The sequence below is a fragment of the Providencia sp. genome (genome assembly GCF_052096715.1).
Lineage (GTDB): Bacteria > Pseudomonadota > Gammaproteobacteria > Enterobacterales > Enterobacteriaceae > Providencia.
Window position 1 is genome coordinate 132,575 of the sequence record NZ_JBQDNB010000003.1, and the last position, 19,109, is coordinate 151,683.

At 39.7% G+C, this 19,109-nt stretch carries 16 protein-coding genes; 8 read left to right on the forward strand and 8 right to left on the reverse strand.

Translation table 11 applies throughout. The features are described 5' to 3' along the window. Positions 1–16: 16 nt before the first annotated feature. The 3 genes from sgcB to ACTH6U_RS03740 all read right to left on the reverse strand — a co-directional run bounded on the left by sgcB (position 17) and on the right by ACTH6U_RS03740 (position 2,457). Positions 17–295, reverse strand: coding sequence for a PTS sugar transporter subunit IIB SgcB (sgcB, locus tag ACTH6U_RS03730; RefSeq protein ID WP_336429268.1), 279 nt, complete (start codon positions 293–295; stop codon positions 17–19). Beyond that, positions 292–1,413 carry a M42 family metallopeptidase gene (locus ACTH6U_RS03735; RefSeq protein ID WP_336429266.1) on the reverse strand — a complete coding sequence of 374 codons (1,122 nt, stop codon included), beginning with the start codon at positions 1,411–1,413 and terminating at the stop codon, positions 292–294. Before ACTH6U_RS03735 ends, sgcB begins: the two co-directional genes overlap by 4 nt. Positions 1,414–1,638: 225 nt before the next feature. Further along, positions 1,639–2,457, reverse strand: a complete 819-nt coding sequence (locus ACTH6U_RS03740; RefSeq protein WP_336429264.1) for a LysR family transcriptional regulator — start codon at positions 2,455–2,457, stop codon at positions 1,639–1,641. Between the two features lie 109 nt (positions 2,458–2,566). Here ACTH6U_RS03740 and ACTH6U_RS03745 point away from each other — a divergent pair, with 109 nt between their 5' ends. After that, on the forward strand, positions 2,567–3,301 hold the full coding sequence (locus ACTH6U_RS03745) for an SDR family oxidoreductase (RefSeq protein WP_441831605.1): 735 nt from the start codon (positions 2,567–2,569) through the stop codon (positions 3,299–3,301). A gap of 64 nt (positions 3,302–3,365) precedes the next feature. On the opposite strand, the gene ACTH6U_RS03750 is transcribed toward ACTH6U_RS03745, so the two are convergent. The 3 genes from ACTH6U_RS03750 to ACTH6U_RS03760 all read right to left on the reverse strand — a co-directional run bounded on the left by ACTH6U_RS03750 (position 3,366) and on the right by ACTH6U_RS03760 (position 5,953). After that, complete coding sequence (locus ACTH6U_RS03750) at positions 3,366–4,193, reverse strand: MetQ/NlpA family ABC transporter substrate-binding protein (RefSeq protein ID WP_294104038.1); 828 nt, start codon at positions 4,191–4,193, stop codon at positions 3,366–3,368. 73 nt (positions 4,194–4,266) lie between these two features. Continuing rightward, entirely contained in the window at positions 4,267–4,953 is a 687-nt protein-coding gene (locus ACTH6U_RS03755; protein WP_294104037.1) for a methionine ABC transporter permease, read from the reverse strand. A gap of 1 nt (position 4,954) precedes the next feature. Next, positions 4,955–5,953 (reverse strand): methionine ABC transporter ATP-binding protein, encoded by a 999-nt coding sequence (locus tag ACTH6U_RS03760; RefSeq protein ID WP_294104034.1) that lies wholly within the window; start codon positions 5,951–5,953, stop codon positions 4,955–4,957. Positions 5,954–6,337: 384 nt separating this feature from the next. On the opposite strand from ACTH6U_RS03760, the gene ACTH6U_RS03765 reads away from it, so the two are divergent. The 3 genes from ACTH6U_RS03765 to ACTH6U_RS03775 all read left to right on the forward strand — a co-directional run bounded on the left by ACTH6U_RS03765 (position 6,338) and on the right by ACTH6U_RS03775 (position 9,789). Beyond that, a complete protein-coding gene (locus ACTH6U_RS03765; protein WP_441830212.1) occupies positions 6,338–7,075 on the forward strand; it encodes an ABC transporter ATP-binding protein in 738 nt (245 codons plus the stop codon). 95 nt (positions 7,076–7,170) lie between these two features. Beyond that, the gene (locus tag ACTH6U_RS03770; protein WP_294104425.1) at positions 7,171–8,103 is read left to right on the forward strand and encodes an ABC transporter substrate-binding protein; all 933 of its coding nucleotides are present in this window, start codon (positions 7,171–7,173) and stop codon (positions 8,101–8,103) included. Positions 8,104–8,130: 27 nt separating this feature from the next. After that, positions 8,131–9,789, forward strand: a complete 1,659-nt coding sequence (locus ACTH6U_RS03775; protein ID WP_441831606.1) for an ABC transporter permease — start codon at positions 8,131–8,133, stop codon at positions 9,787–9,789. 88 nt (positions 9,790–9,877) lie between these two features. On the opposite strand, the gene pgtP is transcribed toward ACTH6U_RS03775, so the two are convergent. After that, positions 9,878–11,260: a phosphoglycerate transporter PgtP gene (gene pgtP, locus ACTH6U_RS03780; protein WP_441831607.1), complete on the reverse strand. Its 1,383-nt coding sequence runs from the start codon at positions 11,258–11,260 to the stop codon at positions 9,878–9,880. Between the two features lie 531 nt (positions 11,261–11,791). Here pgtP and ACTH6U_RS03785 point away from each other — a divergent pair. Genes ACTH6U_RS03785 through pgtA form a run of 3 tightly spaced genes read left to right on the forward strand, consistent with a single transcriptional unit; the run spans position 11,792 to position 16,267 of the window. Next, positions 11,792–13,021, forward strand: a complete 1,230-nt coding sequence (locus ACTH6U_RS03785) for an ABC transporter substrate-binding protein (RefSeq protein WP_441831652.1) — start codon at positions 11,792–11,794, stop codon at positions 13,019–13,021. Further along, complete coding sequence (gene pgtB, locus ACTH6U_RS03790; protein WP_441831608.1) at positions 13,018–15,024, forward strand: two-component system sensor histidine kinase PgtB; 2,007 nt, start codon at positions 13,018–13,020, stop codon at positions 15,022–15,024. The genes ACTH6U_RS03785 and pgtB overlap by 4 nt, the downstream gene beginning before the upstream one ends. Further along, a complete protein-coding gene (gene pgtA, locus ACTH6U_RS03795) occupies positions 15,017–16,267 on the forward strand; it encodes a two-component system response regulator PgtA (RefSeq protein WP_441831609.1) in 1,251 nt (416 codons plus the stop codon). Before pgtB ends, pgtA begins: the two co-directional genes overlap by 8 nt. 67 nt (positions 16,268–16,334) lie before the next feature. Here the strand turns inward: pgtA and yghU are convergent, their stop codons facing one another. Continuing rightward, positions 16,335–17,159, reverse strand: coding sequence for a glutathione-dependent disulfide-bond oxidoreductase (gene yghU / locus ACTH6U_RS03800; RefSeq protein WP_294104022.1), 825 nt, complete (start codon positions 17,157–17,159; stop codon positions 16,335–16,337). Between the two features lie 394 nt (positions 17,160–17,553). On the opposite strand from yghU, the gene ACTH6U_RS03805 reads away from it, so the two are divergent. Beyond that, positions 17,554–19,071, forward strand: coding sequence for a class I adenylate-forming enzyme family protein (locus ACTH6U_RS03805; RefSeq protein ID WP_441831610.1), 1,518 nt, complete (start codon positions 17,554–17,556; stop codon positions 19,069–19,071). Positions 19,072–19,109 lie beyond the last annotated feature (38 nt).

Here is a 19,109-nt window from a genome sequence, read left to right on the forward strand (position 1 = left end):
ACGCCACCTTTTAGGTTTATTGTGATAACAGCGTTTTAATTTTTTGTTTTAATACCTCATCGTTAATCCCTGTTAGTAACGGCGCTCCATTTAGTGCAGGTATGCCATAGTCGGTATCCGTTTTCATTGCGGTGATGATCAGATCAACACCATGACAATTTAATGGAATTTCATTTAGGCAGCACTGCGAGGTAGAAACAAAAATTCCTTCATCTGTTAAGTAGTTTTGTAGTTTTTGAGCAATAATTGTGGATGTCGACATACCGGTTCCACAAGCAACGAGGATTTTTTTCATTTTGATATAACCTCTTGATAAGTTTCTGAGTCAGACTCAATCGGGAACTGGTTAGCGGGGAGTGTTGCTAACGCAGTCAGTAAGCGGATGCAGTCACTGAGATCACGTAGGCTGGCAACTTCAGCCGGTGAATGTGTATAACGACAAGGGATAGATAAGCTGGCACAAGGAATGCCATCTTGTTCAACTTGGATATAACCTGTTTCGGTAATGACGCCTGGTGCGACTTCTCTTTGCACAGGAATATGATTTTTTGCTGCTGTTTTTTCTAACATGTTAATTAAGCGGACGGGGGTGACTAGCCCTGCAAGCGTGCCTCTGCCATGGTAGTTTAGGCAGGTGATCCCAACGCCTGCGTTGATCACTAAATCTGAATAATCTTTTAAGTCAGGTGTATCACAAGATGGTGTTATATCGATCCCGATGGCAAGATCGGGCTTAACACGGCGTAATACAGGCAGTATCCCTCGAATATTAAATTCTTCTTGGACCGAGGCGACAATAAATAAAGCGATATCGAGTTTTTTATCTTTGACGGCATCGGCCAAACCTAATAAAGCCGTACAGCCAAGTCGGTCATCGAGGGCTTTACTGCAAACCATATCATTACCGAGTTCTTGTGGTGGATTATATAGCGTGATTGGTGTACCAACTTTAATACCCATTTTTTCCGCGTCAGCTTTGTCTTTTGCACCAATATCAATCCAGAGTTGATCAACAGAAGGGGACTGTGTGCGTTCATCGCCTTTTGCAAAATGGTAAGATTTAATGCCAATGCATCCGGGGACTGAGCCGTGCTCTCCAGCAAGTCGTACTACTGAACCTGACATTGTTACTTGTGCAGGCCCGCCAACACGCTCGAAACGAATAAAACCTGACGCTTCTATTTTTCGAACCATGAAACCCACTTCGTCCATATGAGCAAATACCATTAAACGCAATGCATCAGGTTCATCGCTACCATAACGAGCAACAACATTGCCTAATCTGTCTTGCCAGACTTCTTTTGCTGTGTGTTTAAAGTGTTTTTGCATAATATTTGCGATAGGCAACTCATGACCTGAAATAGCGTCTAAAGTTAATAAAGAGAAAAGAGTGTCTCGAACAGAAAATATCATCAGGATGCTCTCCTTTTGATGAAAACAACATAAAGGTGAGCGATTTATAAGCTAAAAAAGAGGGGTTAATTGTGATTTTACTCACATCGCGTGAGGTTTATTAACACTACGTAATAATAATGTGACGAAAGCATAACAAATTCGCTCAGCATAATTGTTTTATTTGTGATTAGTCATCATGATCCTAGGCTAAGTGCCTTTAATTACATTATTGCGTAGCTAAACTCATTGACTTAAGTGCTGTATTAATTGGCTCACAGCAGGCTGGGTGAGTGATTGAATGGCATAGCAAACTCCAGTTCGTCTAGATAATGTGTGTCCTGGGAGTGAGCGAGTGATAATTTGTGGATGCTCGCTGGCAAGAGATTCAGGCACGATAGCGACGCCTAATCCTTGTGTGACGAGGCAAAGAGCGAGAGAAAATGTGCCAGCATTTGCCGCAGGAGAATTGGCTGTAGCACCATAAATGGGTAGCAGACGTTGATGAGATGAAAGTTTAGGGCACATGATCCAACACAAGCCGTGTAAATCGGAAAGGGTGAGAGTGGCTTTTTCTGCAAGCGGATGATGACTGGGCATGGCGAGAATAAACGGCTCAGTATTTAGGGGCAAAAATAATTCATCTTCACAGCGAAGCTCTTCACAGCCAAATCGAATATCGCCTTCACAGCCAGACTCAAGGTTAACTAATAGATTGAATTCAGGATCATGAATATGGTGTAGAAAATCGGTTATCTGGCTATTTGCAATATCATTTTCGATACCGATTTCCAATGGCTGCCGGTTCCTTTCACGCTTAAAACTTTGCGTTAATGCTTCCATTTCGGCCACCATTCTACGTGCGTGGGGATAGAGTATCCGGGCATCTTCAGTGACTTCGACACCGCGAGGTTGCCGTATAAATAGCGGGGTACCAAGGCTGTCTTCTAGCATTTTGATGGTTGTTGATAATGCAGGCTGCGTGAGGAAAAGCCGTTTGGCTGCGGCAGTAATGTTTCTTTCTTCAAAAACAGCAATAAAAGCGTGAAGTTGACGATTATCCATAGATTTTTTTTATGCCTGTGAGAGAAATAAACCATTTTAATGCAGTGTCGGGATGAAATATAGTCCACCCATCGATTTTGATATCAATTTTAATTATGTGGAGAGCAAAATGCCAAATTCAAATAAACCGCTAGTTGTTATCACGGGGGCGAGCTCAGGTATCGGTCTCGCAACAGCCAAACTTCTTTCAAGTGAAGGCTATTCATTATTATTGTTAGCGCGTCGCACTGAACCTATGATTGCGTTAAATTTACCAAATACACTGTGTAAATCGGTCGATGTGACTGATCGTACTGCTTTTATTTCGGCGGTTAAAGAAGCGGAAGAGCGTTTTGGCTCCGTTGATGCATTAATTAATAATGCGGGTGTTATGCTGTTGGGCAATATTGAAACCCAGAGTCCAGAAGAATGGGACCAAATGTTGAACGTGAATATCAAAGGTGTTTTAAATGGTGTTCATGCGGTGACTGAGGGTATGATCTCGCGTAAGCAGGGTACTATTATTAATATTAGTTCTGTGGCGGGTCGTAAGACATTCCCGAACCATGTGGTGTATGTCGGCACCAAATTTGCGGTGCATGGTATTTCTGAGAATTTACGTGAAGAGCTGTCACCACATGGTGTTCGTGTTATCACTATTGCACCAGGCGCCGTGGAAACCGAATTGTTGAGTCACACAACGGATGAAAATATAAAAACAGGATATCAAGCGTGGAAACAGGATATGGGCGGTACTGTACTTTCGGCTGAAGATATTGCTAATACTATTCGTTTTGCTTATTTGCAACCACAGAATGTTTGTATTCGTGAAATCGTATTGGCGGCAACAAGGCAGCAGGCTTAACGATTTATTTTTAGATTAAAAACAAGGAAGGCTGCGATCGCCTCCCTTGTTTGTATTTCTTTAATTAAGGTACGGGAACCGCTTCGCCTTTAAAATTATCTAAAATATACTTTTTGGTTTCTGCTGTTTTTAATGCAGCCATTAATTTAGCAATACGAGGATCATCTTTATTGTCTTCACGAACCACCACAACGTTAGCAAATTTGCTGTTTGCTGCTGGCTCGGTGTAAATAACATCTTTGCTTAGATCAAGACCTGCATTGAGAGCAAAGTGTCCATCAATAGAGGCAACGTCAGCTTCGCCATTTTTATAAATCTGAGGCATCAATGGGGCATCGTAGGTAAATAAGAACTGCAAATTACGCGGGTTTTCGACAATATCGTCAATAGTCGCATCATCAGGATCTATACCACTACGAATTTTTATTAAACCTTCATCTTGATACAGCTTTAATATATGGCCATGCTGAGCAATATTATTACTGCTCATGACTTTTGCACCCTTAGGTAAATCTTGTAGGCTTTTATATTTTTGTGAGAAGAAACGATAGGGATGCATATGTACTGCGCCCGCAGAAACTAATTTCCAGTCTGGATGGTCTGCCAAAGTTTTATTTAAATAAGGAACATGTTGAAAAAAATTAGCATCTAATTCTTTTTCAGCTAAGGCTTGGTTTGGAATGATGTAATCATTAAAAACACGCACGTCTAATATTATTCCCTCTTTTTCTAATTGAGGTTTAATGAATTCTAATATTTCAGCATGAGGCGTTGAAGATGCGCCAATAATAAGTTTATTACTTTTTTCTTTTTGATCGGGCTGGCATGCTGTTAGCGCTAAACTGATAAAAAGCAGTGCCCCTAGGCGCTTAAATATCGCTAAATTTTTCATTTTATTATTTCCTATATTGCCATTTTATTCGAATTAAAAATTAATTATTGATTTTACTTACCACTTAATCTGATTAACGTTTATCAATGCACCGGACTAAGGTGTCTCCTATCACTTGAATACAAAGGACAATAGCTAGGATAACTAAAGTTGCCGCCCAAACCACATCCATATGACTACGCTGAAAGCCTTCTAAATAAGCTAAGTTGCCTAAACCACCTGCACCTATTGCCCCTGCAATCGCAGTCCCCCCGACTAATGAAATTAAGGTTACAGTTAAGCCGGATATTAATGCGGGTGATGATTCAGGTATCAGGACATTAAAGATTAAAGTGTGTAGTTTTGAGCCCATCGATTGGCTGGCTTCTATCACGCCTTTATCAACTTCTCGTAATGCGATTTCAACTAACCTGGCATAGAATGCGCTTGCTGAGATCACCAATGCGGGTAAAGCAGCATTGACACCGAGAATGGTGCCAATTAACCACTTAGTAAATGGAAATAATAAAATAATTAAAATAATAAAGGGAACGGCCCGAAAGATATTTACCACAAATGATAAAATGCGATAAACGGGAATATTTTCTTTTTCACCGTCTTTGGCTGTTAAAAATAGAAAAATACCAATAAGAATACCCAAAATACATGATAGCGCTCCTGACATTATGGTCATATATAATGTATTGACTGTTTCTACGCCAAGTACATTGATTTTTAAATTAGGTAAATAGGTGCTAATCCAATGCTGTATTTCGTCCATTTTAAATTACCTCAACCACTACATTTTTTTCATCTTGAAGATACTTAACGGCATCAAATAATATTTCTGTATCCAGTTTGAATTGTAAGTATAAAAATCCACTGCCTTTGTTAAAGACACCTTTAATTAATTTAATAGGTTCATTAAATTTTGAAATTAAGTCATAAAGCAAATAATCACTGTTTTTATCGTCATCTAATACGATTCTGATAATAGCGCCTTGCTTTAAATTAATTTGCAAATCATCCTGAGTATCTGTCGCTATTTCACTTTGTGAAAGAAATTGGCGTGTAATCGTATGTTGTGGATTATGAAATACAGAAGTGACTAATCCTTCCTCCACAATTTTGCCTTTATCTATTACGGCAACTTTATTGCAAATGCTTCGAACGACTTGCATTTCATGTGTAATCAGAACAATCGTTATATTGAGTTCACGATTAATACGTGCCAATAACGCAAGAATGTTTTGTGTTGTTTTTGGATCTAATGCGGATGTTGCTTCATCGCACAGTAATACACTTGGATTATTTGCCAATGCTCTCGCAATACCGACGCGTTGTTTTTGGCCGCCGCTGAGTCTGGATGGATATTCATCGGCTTTTTCCGTTAAACCCACTAAGTCCATCAACTCTTCGACCCGTGCTTTGCGTTTCTTTTTATTGAACCCTGAAATTTGTAATGGGAATTCAATATTTTCTCTGACGGTTCGTGACCATAATAAATTAAAGTGCTGAAATATCATGCCAATAGAGTGACGAATTTTTAGAATCGATGTTTCATCGCTGAGTGTAATATTATGCTGACCAACAATAATTTCACCATCAGTTGTTTCTTCTAAGCGATTTAATAAGCGTATTAGGCTACTTTTTCCTGCGCCGCTATAGCCAATAATGCCAAAAATATCACCTGCTGCAATATTGAGATTAATATTATCAACAGCAATAGTTTGCTTTTTGCTCTGGCTATATATTTTGCTGACATTTTTTAGTGTTATCACAATCTTCTTATACCTTTGATGAACTAGAAACATCATTAAAACAAAATGGATGTTTAGACGTCTATACTTCCAAATTAATATGAAATGTGAGGAATGTCAAATAAATGATTTAAATGAGTTAGAACAAAAAAATCTAACATTATTCGTAGGGAATAATCTCAGTAAATGCGAGAGGTGAGTTTTATTTTCATTTTATTATCAGTGTATTAAGCGTCACTTAGTGTAGTAGAGCCGAGGGGGGAATTTATATGGCGTCATCGACTCACTCGCGAGTCAACTTACACTAGCCTGTCATCTTTCAATCATAAAACTGTCATCAAGTTGACGTATTTCTTTCGTAGCATCGTCTATAACGATTAAATCCCAAAGAGGATACAATTTATTATGCGATCTACTCTCTTTTCATCGAATGAGAGTCGTGATGTTTTGCCTAATGCAACGTTAACGGGCAATACCTCTATGATTTCAATTCAAAATCTATCTCAAGCTTTCGCCAATCAATATGTGCTCAAAGGTATCGATTTAACGGTGACTAAAGGTACCGTTTTAGCGTTATTGGGACCATCGGGTTGCGGTAAAAGTACATTACTCAAATTGCTAGCGGGTTTATTACAACCGACTGATGGTGCAATTTATTTCGCAGATAGGCTTGTCGCCAATGCTTACCATCTGACCCCCCCTGAACAACGTAATCTGGGTATGGTATTCCAAGATTATGCACTGTGGCCTCATATGACCGTTTTCCAAAATGTTGCCTTTCCTTTGCGGATGCGAGGTGTTGCGCGTCATGCGGTACAGGAACGTGTAGATGTCGCGTTAGAGCGGGTAGGGTTAATTGATTTTGCAAAACGAAAACCCGCAGATCTGTCTGGTGGTCAGCAACAACGGGTTGCTTTAGCCCGTGCCATTATTGCAGAGCCTGAAATTTTGTTGTTTGACGAACCGCTTTCCAATCTCGATATCGCATTACGCCAATCACTGTGTGAAGAAATGGCTCAGCTATTGAGAACATTAGAAATTACCGCGATTTATGTCACCCATGATCCAAAAGAAGCAACCACACTGGCTCACCAAATTGCGCATATGCAAAATGGAACAATTGAAAGCCTGACAACATTATGAAAAGAGGTTCTGTGATGCAAAAGTTAACTCAAAAAAACGTATTTTCAATATTCAAAAATAGTTCGTTGGCTGGTTTTTCACTAAAAGGTGTAGCGATGAGTATTGGGCTTTCCTGTGCGATGTTTTCGGTATCTTCTCAAGCAATTACAGTTTATACCGCAGGTCCTGGGGCGATGGCGAAACAACTTGCCGCAGGTTTCGAAAAACAAACAGGTACCAAAGTCGATATTTTTCAAGCTACTACCGGTAAGGTGATGGCACGTTTAGAAGCGGAACAAGCTAATCCACGGGCTGATGTGCTGATTTCAGCCTCTTGGGATACTGCTGTCGATCTACAACAAAAAGGCTGGTTACTGCCTTATGAAAGTGCTAATGCAGCTCAGGTGCCTGAGCGTTTTAAAACGCCCTATTATGTCGCGCAAGGTATCTCAGCATTAGGTATTGTGTGGAATAGCAAAAGTGGCACACCAAAGCCGACTGATTGGAGCGACCTTGCCCAGCCAGCGTTTAAAGATAAAGTGACGATGCCCGATCCTGCGCTTTCCGGTGCCTCACTGGATTTAGTCTTAGGGCTACAAAATGCCAAACAAGATGCCGCATGGGCACTTTTTTCTGAATTAAAAGCCAATGGCATGGTGATTTCTGGACCGAATGCCCAAGCATTGACACCCGTACTACAAGGCGCAAAAGCGGCCGTATTCGGTGCGGTGGATTATGTGGCTTATGGCAGTATTGCTAACGGCGAGTCTATCGAAGTGATTTTTCCAACTAGTGGAACGGCGATTGCCCCGCGTCCAATGATGATTTTAAAAAGCAGTAAGCAACCGGATGACGCCAAAGCCTTTATTGATTACGTATTATCACCAGAAGGGCAAACTATTGTTGCGAATGCATGGTTAATGCCAGCGAGAACCGATATAGCAGGTAAACGACCTGATTTTTCAGCGCTGACATTATTACCGGAACCTACTGCAAATAGCGCTGAACGTAGCGATATTTTATCCCGCTTTAGCACACTGTTTCGTTAAGTTTCTTTTTTATTAAGATATGTATTGATGAGAAAAATTCGTTTTTTGCCTTTGGTTGTGGTCACCGCATTAATTATTTTAGTGGTGATCCCGCTGTGCTTTATTGTTCTTCAAGCGTTTTTCCCCCTATTAAGTCAGGGGGTATTTAGTCGACCGTTTGAACCTATTATTGATTTGTTTAATGAATCGGAACTGCCGTTGTTATTGCAGAACACCTTATTTTTAGGCGTTGGTGTTGCGGTGATTAGTGGGGTTATTGCTATTCCATTAGGGGCATTAAGAGGTTTATTTAATCTTCCATTCGCACGGGGCTGGGATCTATTATTTTTAATTCCATTTTTGATCCCGCCTTATATTGCAGGGCTTTCATGGATGCTAACCTTGCAACCGAATGGTTATTCACAACAATTATTTGGTGTCAGCCCCGGGAGTGCCATTTTTTCATTGGGCGGCATGATGTGTATTATGGCGCTAAATTTATTTCCTGTGCTTTATTTTGCGGTATCTCGCAGCATGGCAGCTAATGGTAATCGCCTAGCTGATGTAGCACGTGTACATGGCGCTTCGGCTTGGCAAGCCTTCTTTAAAGTCACCATACCATTATCATTACCATCAATGGCGGCTGGATTATTATTGATTTTCACGTTAGCTATTGAAGAATATGGTATACCTGCGGCAATTGGTTCGCCTAATGGCATACGGGTACTAACGACAGATATCGAACAGCGGTTAGCTGATTGGCCTATTGATTTACCGGGCGCAGCTTCTTTGTCACTATTATTGGCAAGCGTGGCCATTTTTGCTTATACGCTACAACGCACGTTGGTTTCAGGGCGCAATGTCGCGACAACAACAGGTAAGGCGGCGGTATTGGTGACTCGTTCCCTTGGTGTTTGGCGTTGGCCTGTAATGGGGTTGTTTGCTTTTGTCACTTTTTTTGCAGTGGGAATGCCGTTATTAGCCATGTTTGGTACTGCTTTTTCTTCTACGGTGTCGGGTGGACTTTCATTTGATAACTTAACCTGGCGGCATTTTTCGGGGCTAATAGATACTCAAGCGGAAGCGTTAGACGCATTATTTACTAGTATTTCATTGGCAACAGCAACGGCAATCTTAACGGGGTTACTCGGCTTTTTATCTGCATGGTTAGTAGTTTCACAGCGAATACGTGGCGCTGTTATTATTGATGCGCTCTCTTTATTACCTATTGCTATCCCCGGTATTGTTATTGCCGTGGGTTTGATATTGGCATGGAATCAGCCTTTTTGGCCAGTGACGCCTTATCACACATGGGGTATTTTAGTGCTCGCCTATAGTTGTTTATTATTGCCTTATCCTGTTCGTTATTGCAGTGCTGCGTTGACCCAAATTGGCGGTAGTTTAGCTGATGCAGCTAGGGTTCATGGCGCTGGAGCGATAACCACATTACGATTAATTTTATTTCCATTGGTTTTTCCGAGTTTAATTGCAGCGATGATGCTTGTTTTCGCGGTAGCATCCCGTGAATTAGTGTCTTCGTTATTATTAGCGCCTGCTGGAATGCAAACCGTGTCTATTTTTGTTTGGCGACAATTTGAGCAAGGGTCCATTGGCAGTGGAATGGCGATGGCTTGTCTGGCTGTTTTGATAAGTCTGACATTAATGCTATGTGCCCAATGGGTTCAACAGCGATATCATCGAGAATAATTTATTTGTTAAATAAAATAAAAACCCGCAATGAATAGAAGGCGGGTTTTTTGCTATTTATAAACTATCGATTTAATTTATATTGCTATTACGCATTGGCAAGTTGAGCTTCACTTGGCATTTTTTCTTGGCGATTACGTTCGAGTTCTAATGCCCCGAAGTGAGATAAAATGCAGAAGACAATGCAACAAACAATACCACCTAGTAACAGATAGAAACCTGCATGCCACCCCATACGGTCGACAATGAATCCGAATAAACTTGTTCCGAGTGTTGCTCCGAGGATGTAACTCAAGAAACCACGTAGGCCAACGGCTGAACCGACAGCAAAGCTCGGAACGATCTCCATAGTTTGTACGGATGCTAGGAATTGTGGCACGTATATTAGACAACCGACAACGGCAGCGAAGAAAGTAACCATCGCAAGAGACTGGCTCTGCCAGTAACCAATTAAGCAGAAGAAGATCAAGACCATACACATAATAGCTAATGGCATTCTACGACCTTTGAACAACTTATCTGTTAACCAACCTGCAAGTAAAGTCGAAGGAATAGCTGCCCATTCGAAGAATAAAAATGCCACACTCATTTGATCTTTAGAGAAGTTCTTTTCGGTTAGCAAATAAATGGGTAACCAGCTAATCACGCCAAAACGAACCATATAGACGAAAACGTCAACGAATGAGATATACCAAGCATTTTTATTTTTTAATACATAAGTACAAAAAATCTGAAATGCGGTCATGTTCTCGGGTGATTGCTCTTGCTGAGCGGTGGTTAACACCACTTTTTCTTCAGGCATCATTTGGTCAAGAGCGGGTAAACCTTCTTGAACAGGGGAGCCTTTACCGAGCACTAAGACAATGATGGCGAATAAAATTGCAATAACAGCAGGAACCATATAGCTGGCACTTTGCCAATGAGCTGTCCCAAGTACGGCAAAAGCAGCGCCAACGATAGGGGCTACAATACCACCGCCAACATTATGTGAAATATTCCAAAATGCACCGATACGGCCGCGTTCTCTGCGCGGGAACCAGTTGGCGATAGTAATAAATGAAGGGCCAACTCCCATTCCTTGGAATAAACCATTAAGTACTACAAATCCGGCAAATAACCAGAAAGCGTTACTGAAACCCATACCGAAGTTTACGACGGCACAGAGGATCAAACCGAAGGCCATGAAAGCTTTCGGGCTGGCTTTATCTGCAAGGGTACTCATGATCCCTTTACTGATGCCATATGCAATAAGCATGCAACTGGTTAATAAGCCAATTTGTGTTGTACTTAAATCTAAATTTTCTTTTAAGTAAGGAGTCGAAAGTGTGAAGTTATTACGCACAATATAATAGGCTAGGTAGCCGAGAAATACGCTGAGAAGTGCTTGAACGCGGTAACGTTTGTAAGTTGCTGGAACTTGTCCTGCTGGAACTGGTTTTTTTGCCACAGCTGGTTTTAAAAATGACAGCATAGATTCACCTGTGAAATAGATATAAAAATAAAATCGTTGAGTTTTTTGTCGTTTTTTTTCTGACGAGGCCATCATGTTCTGCTTTAAAAAATATCTCAACATCCTGTTTTTGTGTCACTTTTGACTCAATTTTGGAAAGGTAACGGTCAAATTGACTCATAACAATCAAGGCTATAAATGATTTTTTATTTATGACGATTTAATGGTTGCTTTAATGATTGAAGAGTGAGATTAAAGGTTTGGTGATTAGTGGGCTGATTTTGTTTTGTTGAAAGTTTGGCAGACTTTTAGTCGCGCAGCGGAGGTATTTATCACTAATGACCTTAAGAATAAAAATAAATAATCCATTGTTTATGGGCTGGTTATTTAACTTAAATTTGTCTCTATCCTGAAAAGGGTAAGATTTGCCCCAAATAGACTTTTGGACAAAATAAAAAGATTGTCACTTTTTTGATGTGAATCACATCTGTCAGCAGGAGAGAGAAATCGATGATAAAAATAAAGCGGCTCCAGACTGTTATTACGTCCATCATGCTGGTTATTATTGGCGTTAGTTTTAGCCAACTGGGCTATGCAACTATAGCGAAAAATGATGAATTAGTAGTGGCAACGACATTTTCCCCCGAGGCTACAACTTATATTATGAACAGTTGGAAGGTGCAGCCTGAAGCGGTTCCTATTCGTACCATAAATCGTACAAGCGCATCTTTAGAACGTTTATTAGATACCCAAGCACTCGAGAATGTCGATTTAGTTCTCACCTCTTCTCCTATGTTAATGCAGCATTTACAACAGCATGAGCGCTTAGCTGCGTTGCAGGGGATACCTGAATTTTCTCAACGTATTGTGCCCTCATCATTGAAAGAAACCGTCGCGGCAGTCGCTTTTTCTGGTTACGGTATTTTAGTGAATCGAAATTGGATGCGAGAGAATCAGTTACCTATTCCTAAAACGTGGGATGAACTTGCTGATAGTCGCTATCAAGGCATGTTACTGATGAGCAGCCCATCCCGTTCAGATACGTATCATCTTATGATTGAATCGCTGCTACAGCAGCGCGGATGGGATGAAGGTTGGCGAATTTTACTCAGTATTTCAGGTAATTTAGCGACAGTTTCATCACGAAGCTTTGGTGTTGCAGATAAAATTAAAACAGGTTTAGGGGGCGCTGCACCTATTATTGATAATTATGCCAATTTGCTTTTAGGTAATGCTGATTTAGAGTTTCATTATTTGCCAGATTCGGGAACATCACCAACATTTATTGCTATTACGCGTTATAGTTTAAATAAAGAAAAAGCACGGCAATTTATTTCATTTTTACTCAGTGAACAAGGGCAGCGGGTATTAGCGGATACCAACACCGGAAAGTATCCGGTGACTCCGCTTCCCAAAGGGCATCCTCGAGAAGCACAACAGAGCCAGTTATTAAATTCTCCCATACCGCTAGATGAGCATCTCGTCTTGAAGCGTCAGAAATTAATACAACAACTTTTTGATATGGCGATTACTTTTCGTTTAACTGAATCGAAAGATGCATGGCGAGCCGTGTATATGGCAGAGGCTAAATTAAAAAAAACGCTACCGGAAGTGCGCCAATTATTAACCGCTATGCCTGTTAGTGCTCAAGAAAGTATCGATCCTGCATATTACTCACGGTTTGAAGACAGTCGTAAAGCTGAAGAAGAATATATGCGTTGGCAAAGTTTCTTCCAAGAACAGCAGCGTAAAGCGATCGCTTACTTGGAAATGATCAAATGAAACAACGGATTATTAATTACATTGGTTTGTTTAGTATTAGCTCAATTTTGCGAGCCGCATTTGTTGCAGGGACTTTAATGACGCTAATTGTGAGTTGTGTCAGCCTGTATGCATGGAAAGCGCAAAACCAGCAAATTCGTTATGCCCTTGGTGACTATTTTCCGCGTATCCAATCCTCTTTCTTAATTGAAGGACAATTAAATACCTTAGTCGATGAATTAAACGAGTTTTTAAAAGCACCTAATACGGCGACTAGGCTGCAATTACGCAATCAGATAACCACTCATTTAACGCAAGTTACTGCGATTAATCAAAATCTAACTGGGCGCGATCATCAACAAATTGCGGATATTGTTTCGCAGAGCCAAGATTTATTGCATCGGTTAGATAAGGCCTTGTATACATTATTTCTAGCTAATGAACAGGTGAATACCCTTTCATCGCGAATTAACTGGTTGCATGATGATTTTAATACGGAATTAAGTTCGTTATCCCAAGATATTAGTCTTCAGCAAGGCTCTTTACTGGATAAAATTGAGCAAGAACCAAATCAAACGGTCGCCCTACAGGGTAGGTTGCGTAATGTTCAAGGGGAGTTACAGCTGATTTATATGTTGTCGAGATTGGAGGAACAAATTAGTAGCGTACTTTCAGGGCGTTTGAAAAATTTACAAAATGGATCAGAACTGGCTGATATGGATGAAAATGAGAGCTATGTTCGCTATTTACGCTACTTAAAGGCTAATTTCGACGCAAATGAAGCAGTATTTGACCTTTACCCAAGTGCAGTTACATTACGCCAAACGATTGATGAGCTGTTAGATATTGGTTTATCTGATAGTAAAATGCTAAGTGTGCTGCAAAATTATCAACAAGCAAAAACCAAGCTTGCTGCGATGACGACTGAAAAAGAGCGAATTTTAGCTCGATTCCGTTCACAACTGGAATTGCAATTAGGAAATAGCCATTCACAGCTACAAACGCTAAATCATCATTTAACGGATATTATGTCGCTGAGTGGTACCATTATTATTATTACCGCCGTTCTTGCCTTACTTCTAGCGGTGCTATTTAATTACTTTTTTATTCAATCTCGGTTAGTAAAACGTTTTAATACTTTAAATCAAGCAGTTGCAAAAATTAGTTTTGGTGATTTGACGACGCCAATTCCTGTGGGTGGGCGAGACGAATTAGGTCGTATCGCGATGTTGTTACAACGGACAATTGAGCAAATTAATCAGCAAAAAAATCAGCTTGAACAAGAGATTAAAGACCGTAAAGCGATTGAAGAAAATTTAAGAACGACACAAAATGAGTTAATTCAAACCGCTAAATTAGCGGTAGTGGGTCAGACAATGACAACACTTGCTCATGAAATAAACCAACCACTGAATGCACTGTCAATGCACCTCTATATGGCTAAAAAAGCGTTGATATCTGAAGAAATTGACATAGCACAACAGGCATTGAATAAATCTGAAAAACTGGTGACTCGTATGGATGGGATCATTCGTGCACTACGCCAATTTGCGCGCAAACGTGATAGCGATGAACAGCTTCAACCTATTTGCTTAAATCAAAGTATTCAAAGTGCTTGGGATGTTTTGCTATTACAACACAAAACGCGTGACGTTAGCTTATTGTACCCTGATGCTCTGCCGCGGGTATTTGGTGATGAAATCGGAATTCAACAAGTCCTCGTGAATTTATTAGCGAATGCCTTAGATGCCAGTCCAACCAAAGCGGTGATTTCCGTCGATTACACTGAAACAGATGACGAGCTCACGTTATATATTGTTGATAATGGAAGTGGTTGGCCGCTAGAACTTGCAGATTCGTTGATGAAGCCATTTACCACAAGTAAAGAAATCGGGCTTGGTGTTGGTTTATCGATTAGTCATTCGATTATGCAGCAGTTAGGGGGGCAGTTGCGTATAGCATCGACGCTCACTCAAAACGGATGTGCAATTTTAAGCTTTAAGAAGGTCAGTAAACATGCTTGATGACAACTACGATATATTGTTAATTGATGACGATAAAGATGTACTTGAAGCTTACTGCTTATTATTAGCGCAAGCAGGGTATCGGGTTTATAGTTGTGATAATCCATTGATTGCTAAAGAATTAGTTCATCGTGATTGGTGTGGTATTGTCTTAAGCGATGTGTGTATGCCCGACTGTTCGGGTATTGATTTGATGGCATTATTTCTTGAAAAAGATAAATATTTACCCGTTGTGCTGATTACTGGGCATGGTGATGTCCCGATGGCTGTTGAGGCCGTTAAATTGGGCGCATGGGATTTCTTACAAAAGCCAATTAATCCTGAGTATCTTCTATTGCAAGTTGAAAAAGCCTTAACCGCGCGTAAGCAACGTGTGAAGCAACGGCATTGGGGGAAAAAGCAGCTTACGTTGAATTTTGTCGGGCAAAGTGAATGGACGCAACAAGTGAGCCAGCAATTACAGAGTCTTGCTGAAACGCATGCTGCGGTATTTTTTCAAGGTGAGTTTGGCAGTGGAAGAACGTATTTATCCCGTTATTTGCACCAAATTAGTAATAATAAGCAGTCACCATTAGTGATAAAAACATTAATCAATGAGCAAGATGTTCCTCTTGATACATGGTTGAGTGAAGTCGCTGATGGTACATTAGTGCTTAAAAATATTGAGTTTATGCCATTAAGCCAGCAACGATATTTAGTGCAGCATATTCAACAGGAACATCGTTCATTTCGTTTAGTGGGTATTTCAGAAACCCCTCTGATTATGTTGACTAAACAGCAAAAATTGGTCGCAGAGCTTTATTATCTATTTTCAATGACCCAAGTTGTTTGTTTACCGCTATCACAACGCAAAGCCGATATTTCCCCTCTTTTTCATTATTATCTGGAGTTAGCCTGTACGCGTTTAAATCATTCTTTTTCAATATTGGATGAGTCTTTTATTAAAAAACTAACGCGTCGCCATTGGCCAGGAAATGTAGGGGAGTTGGCGAATGCTGCGGAACTTTATGCAGTCGGGATCATGCCGATGGGAGAAACTGCAAATCCGTTATTAGCTTCTGTTGTACCGACAGCATTGGATCAGCAGATTGAAAATTATGAGCGGCAAATTATTACGGAAGCGTTGAATATTCATCAAGGACGTATTAATGATGTATCAGAGTACTTGCAAATGCCGCGTAAGAAATTGTATTTACGCATGAAAAAGTACGGTTTAGATAAACATCATTATCGAATAATATAGTTTGAATATAGCTGATAGGCTGAGGCTAAACCCCAGCCTATACAAGATATTTTATTGAAATAATCAATTAAACAATATCACTAGCATCATGACGTTCTCTAATATACTCAGAGTTATTCACTTTACGACCCCGTTGTACCGCAGGACGAGCATAAACTTCATCAGCCCAGCGAATAACATTTTTGTATTCATGGACAGATAAAAATTCAGCAGCATTATATAGCCAACCTTTTACTAATGCCCCGTACCATGGCCAAATTGCAATATCGGCAATAGTATAATTTTCACCTGCGATATATTTGTGTGTGGCTAAACGGCGATCTAGGACATCTAGCTGGCGCTTGGCTTCCATGGCAAAGCGGTTGATGGGATATTCGTATTTTTCTGGAGCATAAGCATAAAAATGACCAAAACCGCCGCCAACAAATGGAGCTGAACCCATTTGCCAAAATAGCCATGATAATGTTTCGGCTCGTTCTGGTTGTGCGGTGGGTAAAAGAACCGAAAATTTCTCAGCTAAGTAGGTGAGGATCGCGCCAGATTCAAATATGCTGATGGGTTTCGTTCCACTTCTATCCACGAGCGCAGGTATTTTTGAATTAGGATTAATATCGACAAATCCAGAACCAAACTGGTCTCCTTCACCAATATTAATTAGCCATGCATCGTACTCTGCTTCTTTAATACCAAGGGCTAGCAGCTCTTCAAGCATGATAGTGACTTTTTGCCCGTTCGGTGTGCCGAGAGAATAAAGTTGGAGTGGATGCTTACCAATGGGTAACGCTTTTTCATGGGTAGCGCCAGAAATTGGGCGGTTAATATTGGCAAATTTACCACCACTGCTTTGATCCCACTTCCACACTTTGGGTGGAACATATGTTGAGTCTGCCATGAGGATTCCCTTAAATTTGCAAATGTGAGATGAAACGCCTTATTCGGTAAATAATACCGCTCTTGGTACTTTAGCAAGAGGAGATAAATTAGCCACTGATTTTCATTCCCCTTATATTTAAGTGGTGGGTTGTTAATGCGCACAAGTACTATAGTGCAGAACAAAGTCAAATGTGGCTATTAGGGAGTAACTAAAGGTAAATAATTTAGGTCATAATGAATATAAATAAAAAAAAGCGTTTTTATCGAAGAAATTTTAACAATAGAGTTGTGCATATAGCTAATTCAAATAAACAAACAATGTGAATGATTTGTGAACGTTGGCACTTATTTCATCGACTTCATTTTATACATTGAAAGCATATGAGTGGTATCAGCAGTGTTGGAGAGTGCCTGTGCTACAGCCAAATTCAAATATTTATCAAAGCTTATTAAATAGAGCAAAATTGCAGCCAGATGCGATTGCGATTGTTTTTGAAGATCAAAGTTGGCGTTATGACCAATTATTGAAAAAAGTAAATCAAACAATGCGCTGGTTGAGTTCAACATTGCGATTACAAAAGGGAGACCGCATCGTATTGGGTTGGGGGAATACCATTGAATTTTGTCAGTTGTTTTATGCTGCGGTTGGGCTCGGTATTCAAGTGATTCCACTCAGTACTAAAATGAAAGAGTTTGAAGGGAAAGGTCATTTATCTTGCATAAATGCTGATGCAATTTTTTGGGATGACAGCTGCCAGCCTTGGTTATCTCAGTTTAATACTCGGGGAATAAGTCTTTCTCAATGGCAATCATTAATATTGTCGGATGAAATTGAATTTACAAATCATGTTAATGAAGATGACCCAGCAGTTATTATTTTTACCTCGGGCACAACAGGTACACCGAAAGGTGCAGTGATAACGCATAAAAATATACTTTCAGCGATATATGCTTATCAAGAAACATTAAAATTATCTGCAATAGACAAAACGATACTTTCAGTTCCTATTTATCATATAACGGGGTTATCAGCCATATTAGCACTTTTTATTCATATAGGTGGAACGGTTTATTTACATCGAAAATTTAATGCTAAAGATATTTTTTCTACTATTGCAAAAGAAAAAATTACTTTTTTACATGGTTCACCAACCGTATTTATATTGTTAATTAAAAAAATAAAAGAAAATAAAAGTATTAATTTAGAACGATTTCATTCTTTACGTATGATTGCTTGTGGTGCTGGACATTTAAATGAAGGCACAATAAAAGAGCTTTCATATATATTTTCAGAAACATCAATTCATTCTATTTATGGATTAACTGAAACATCATCACCTGCGACAGTATATTTAGATGATATCCGTTCAGGAAATAAAAAAGCCAGTTCAGGTTTACCAGTACCGGGACTAAAAATAGCTATCCGCAATGATATCGGTGAAGATAAACCGGCAAATAGCACTGGCAATATCTGGGTTAAAGGGGATGTTGTTATTAACCGATATTGGCCTGATAGCCCCGCCAATGAAACTGCATTTAAAGCGGGTTGGTTTTTTACGGGTGATATTGGTTATGTGGATGATGATGGTTATCTTTATATACAAGACCGTATTAAAGATATGATTAACCGTGGTGGTGAGAAAATATATTCAATAGAAATTGAAGACTTAATTTCAAATTATCCCGGTGTTAATGAAGTTGCCGTTATTCCAATAGAAAGTGCAATTTATGGTGAAGAGCCGATTGCGTTTATTATTCCGGAAAGTCAGTTTTGTTTAACAAGTAAAGAAATTATTGAATGGCTAAAAGATAGAGTGCCAACCTATAAAGTACCGGTCAGAATTATGTTTACTCGAGACTTTCCTCGAACATGGAATGGTAAAATAAGTAAAAAAGATTTGAAAAAAAGATATTACGATTTAAATAACTAATATTACACTTTAAATAACTAATGTTAACTTAATTATAC

Bases quoted from the DNA above. Each gene is read 5' to 3' on its own strand.
- sgcB (WP_336429268.1), bottom strand. From the start codon at position 295: ATGAAAAAAATCCTCGTTGCTTGTGGAACCGGTATGTCGACATCCACA.
- ACTH6U_RS03735 (WP_336429266.1), bottom strand. From the start codon at position 1,413: ATGATATTTTCTGTTCGAGACACTCTTTTCTCTTTATTAACTTTAGAC.
- ACTH6U_RS03740 (WP_336429264.1), bottom strand. From the start codon at position 2,457: ATGGATAATCGTCAACTTCACGCTTTTATTGCTGTTTTTGAAGAAAGA.
- ACTH6U_RS03745 (WP_441831605.1), top strand. From the start codon at position 2,567: ATGCCAAATTCAAATAAACCGCTAGTTGTTATCACGGGGGCGAGCTCA.
- ACTH6U_RS03750 (WP_294104038.1), bottom strand. From the start codon at position 4,193: ATGAAAAATTTAGCGATATTTAAGCGCCTAGGGGCACTGCTTTTTATC.
- ACTH6U_RS03755 (WP_294104037.1), bottom strand. From the start codon at position 4,953: ATGGACGAAATACAGCATTGGATTAGCACCTATTTACCTAATTTAAAA.
- ACTH6U_RS03765 (WP_441830212.1), top strand. From the start codon at position 6,338: ATGCGATCTACTCTCTTTTCATCGAATGAGAGTCGTGATGTTTTGCCT.
- ACTH6U_RS03770 (WP_294104425.1), top strand. From the start codon at position 7,171: ATGAGTATTGGGCTTTCCTGTGCGATGTTTTCGGTATCTTCTCAAGCA.
- ACTH6U_RS03775 (WP_441831606.1), top strand. From the start codon at position 8,131: ATGAGAAAAATTCGTTTTTTGCCTTTGGTTGTGGTCACCGCATTAATT.
- pgtP (WP_441831607.1), bottom strand. From the start codon at position 11,260: ATGCTGTCATTTTTAAAACCAGCTGTGGCAAAAAAACCAGTTCCAGCA.
- ACTH6U_RS03785 (WP_441831652.1), top strand. From the start codon at position 11,792: ATGCTGGTTATTATTGGCGTTAGTTTTAGCCAACTGGGCTATGCAACT.
- pgtB (WP_441831608.1), top strand. From the start codon at position 13,018: ATGAAACAACGGATTATTAATTACATTGGTTTGTTTAGTATTAGCTCA.
- pgtA (WP_441831609.1), top strand. From the start codon at position 15,017: ATGCTTGATGACAACTACGATATATTGTTAATTGATGACGATAAAGAT.
- yghU (WP_294104022.1), bottom strand. From the start codon at position 17,159: ATGGCAGACTCAACATATGTTCCACCCAAAGTGTGGAAGTGGGATCAA.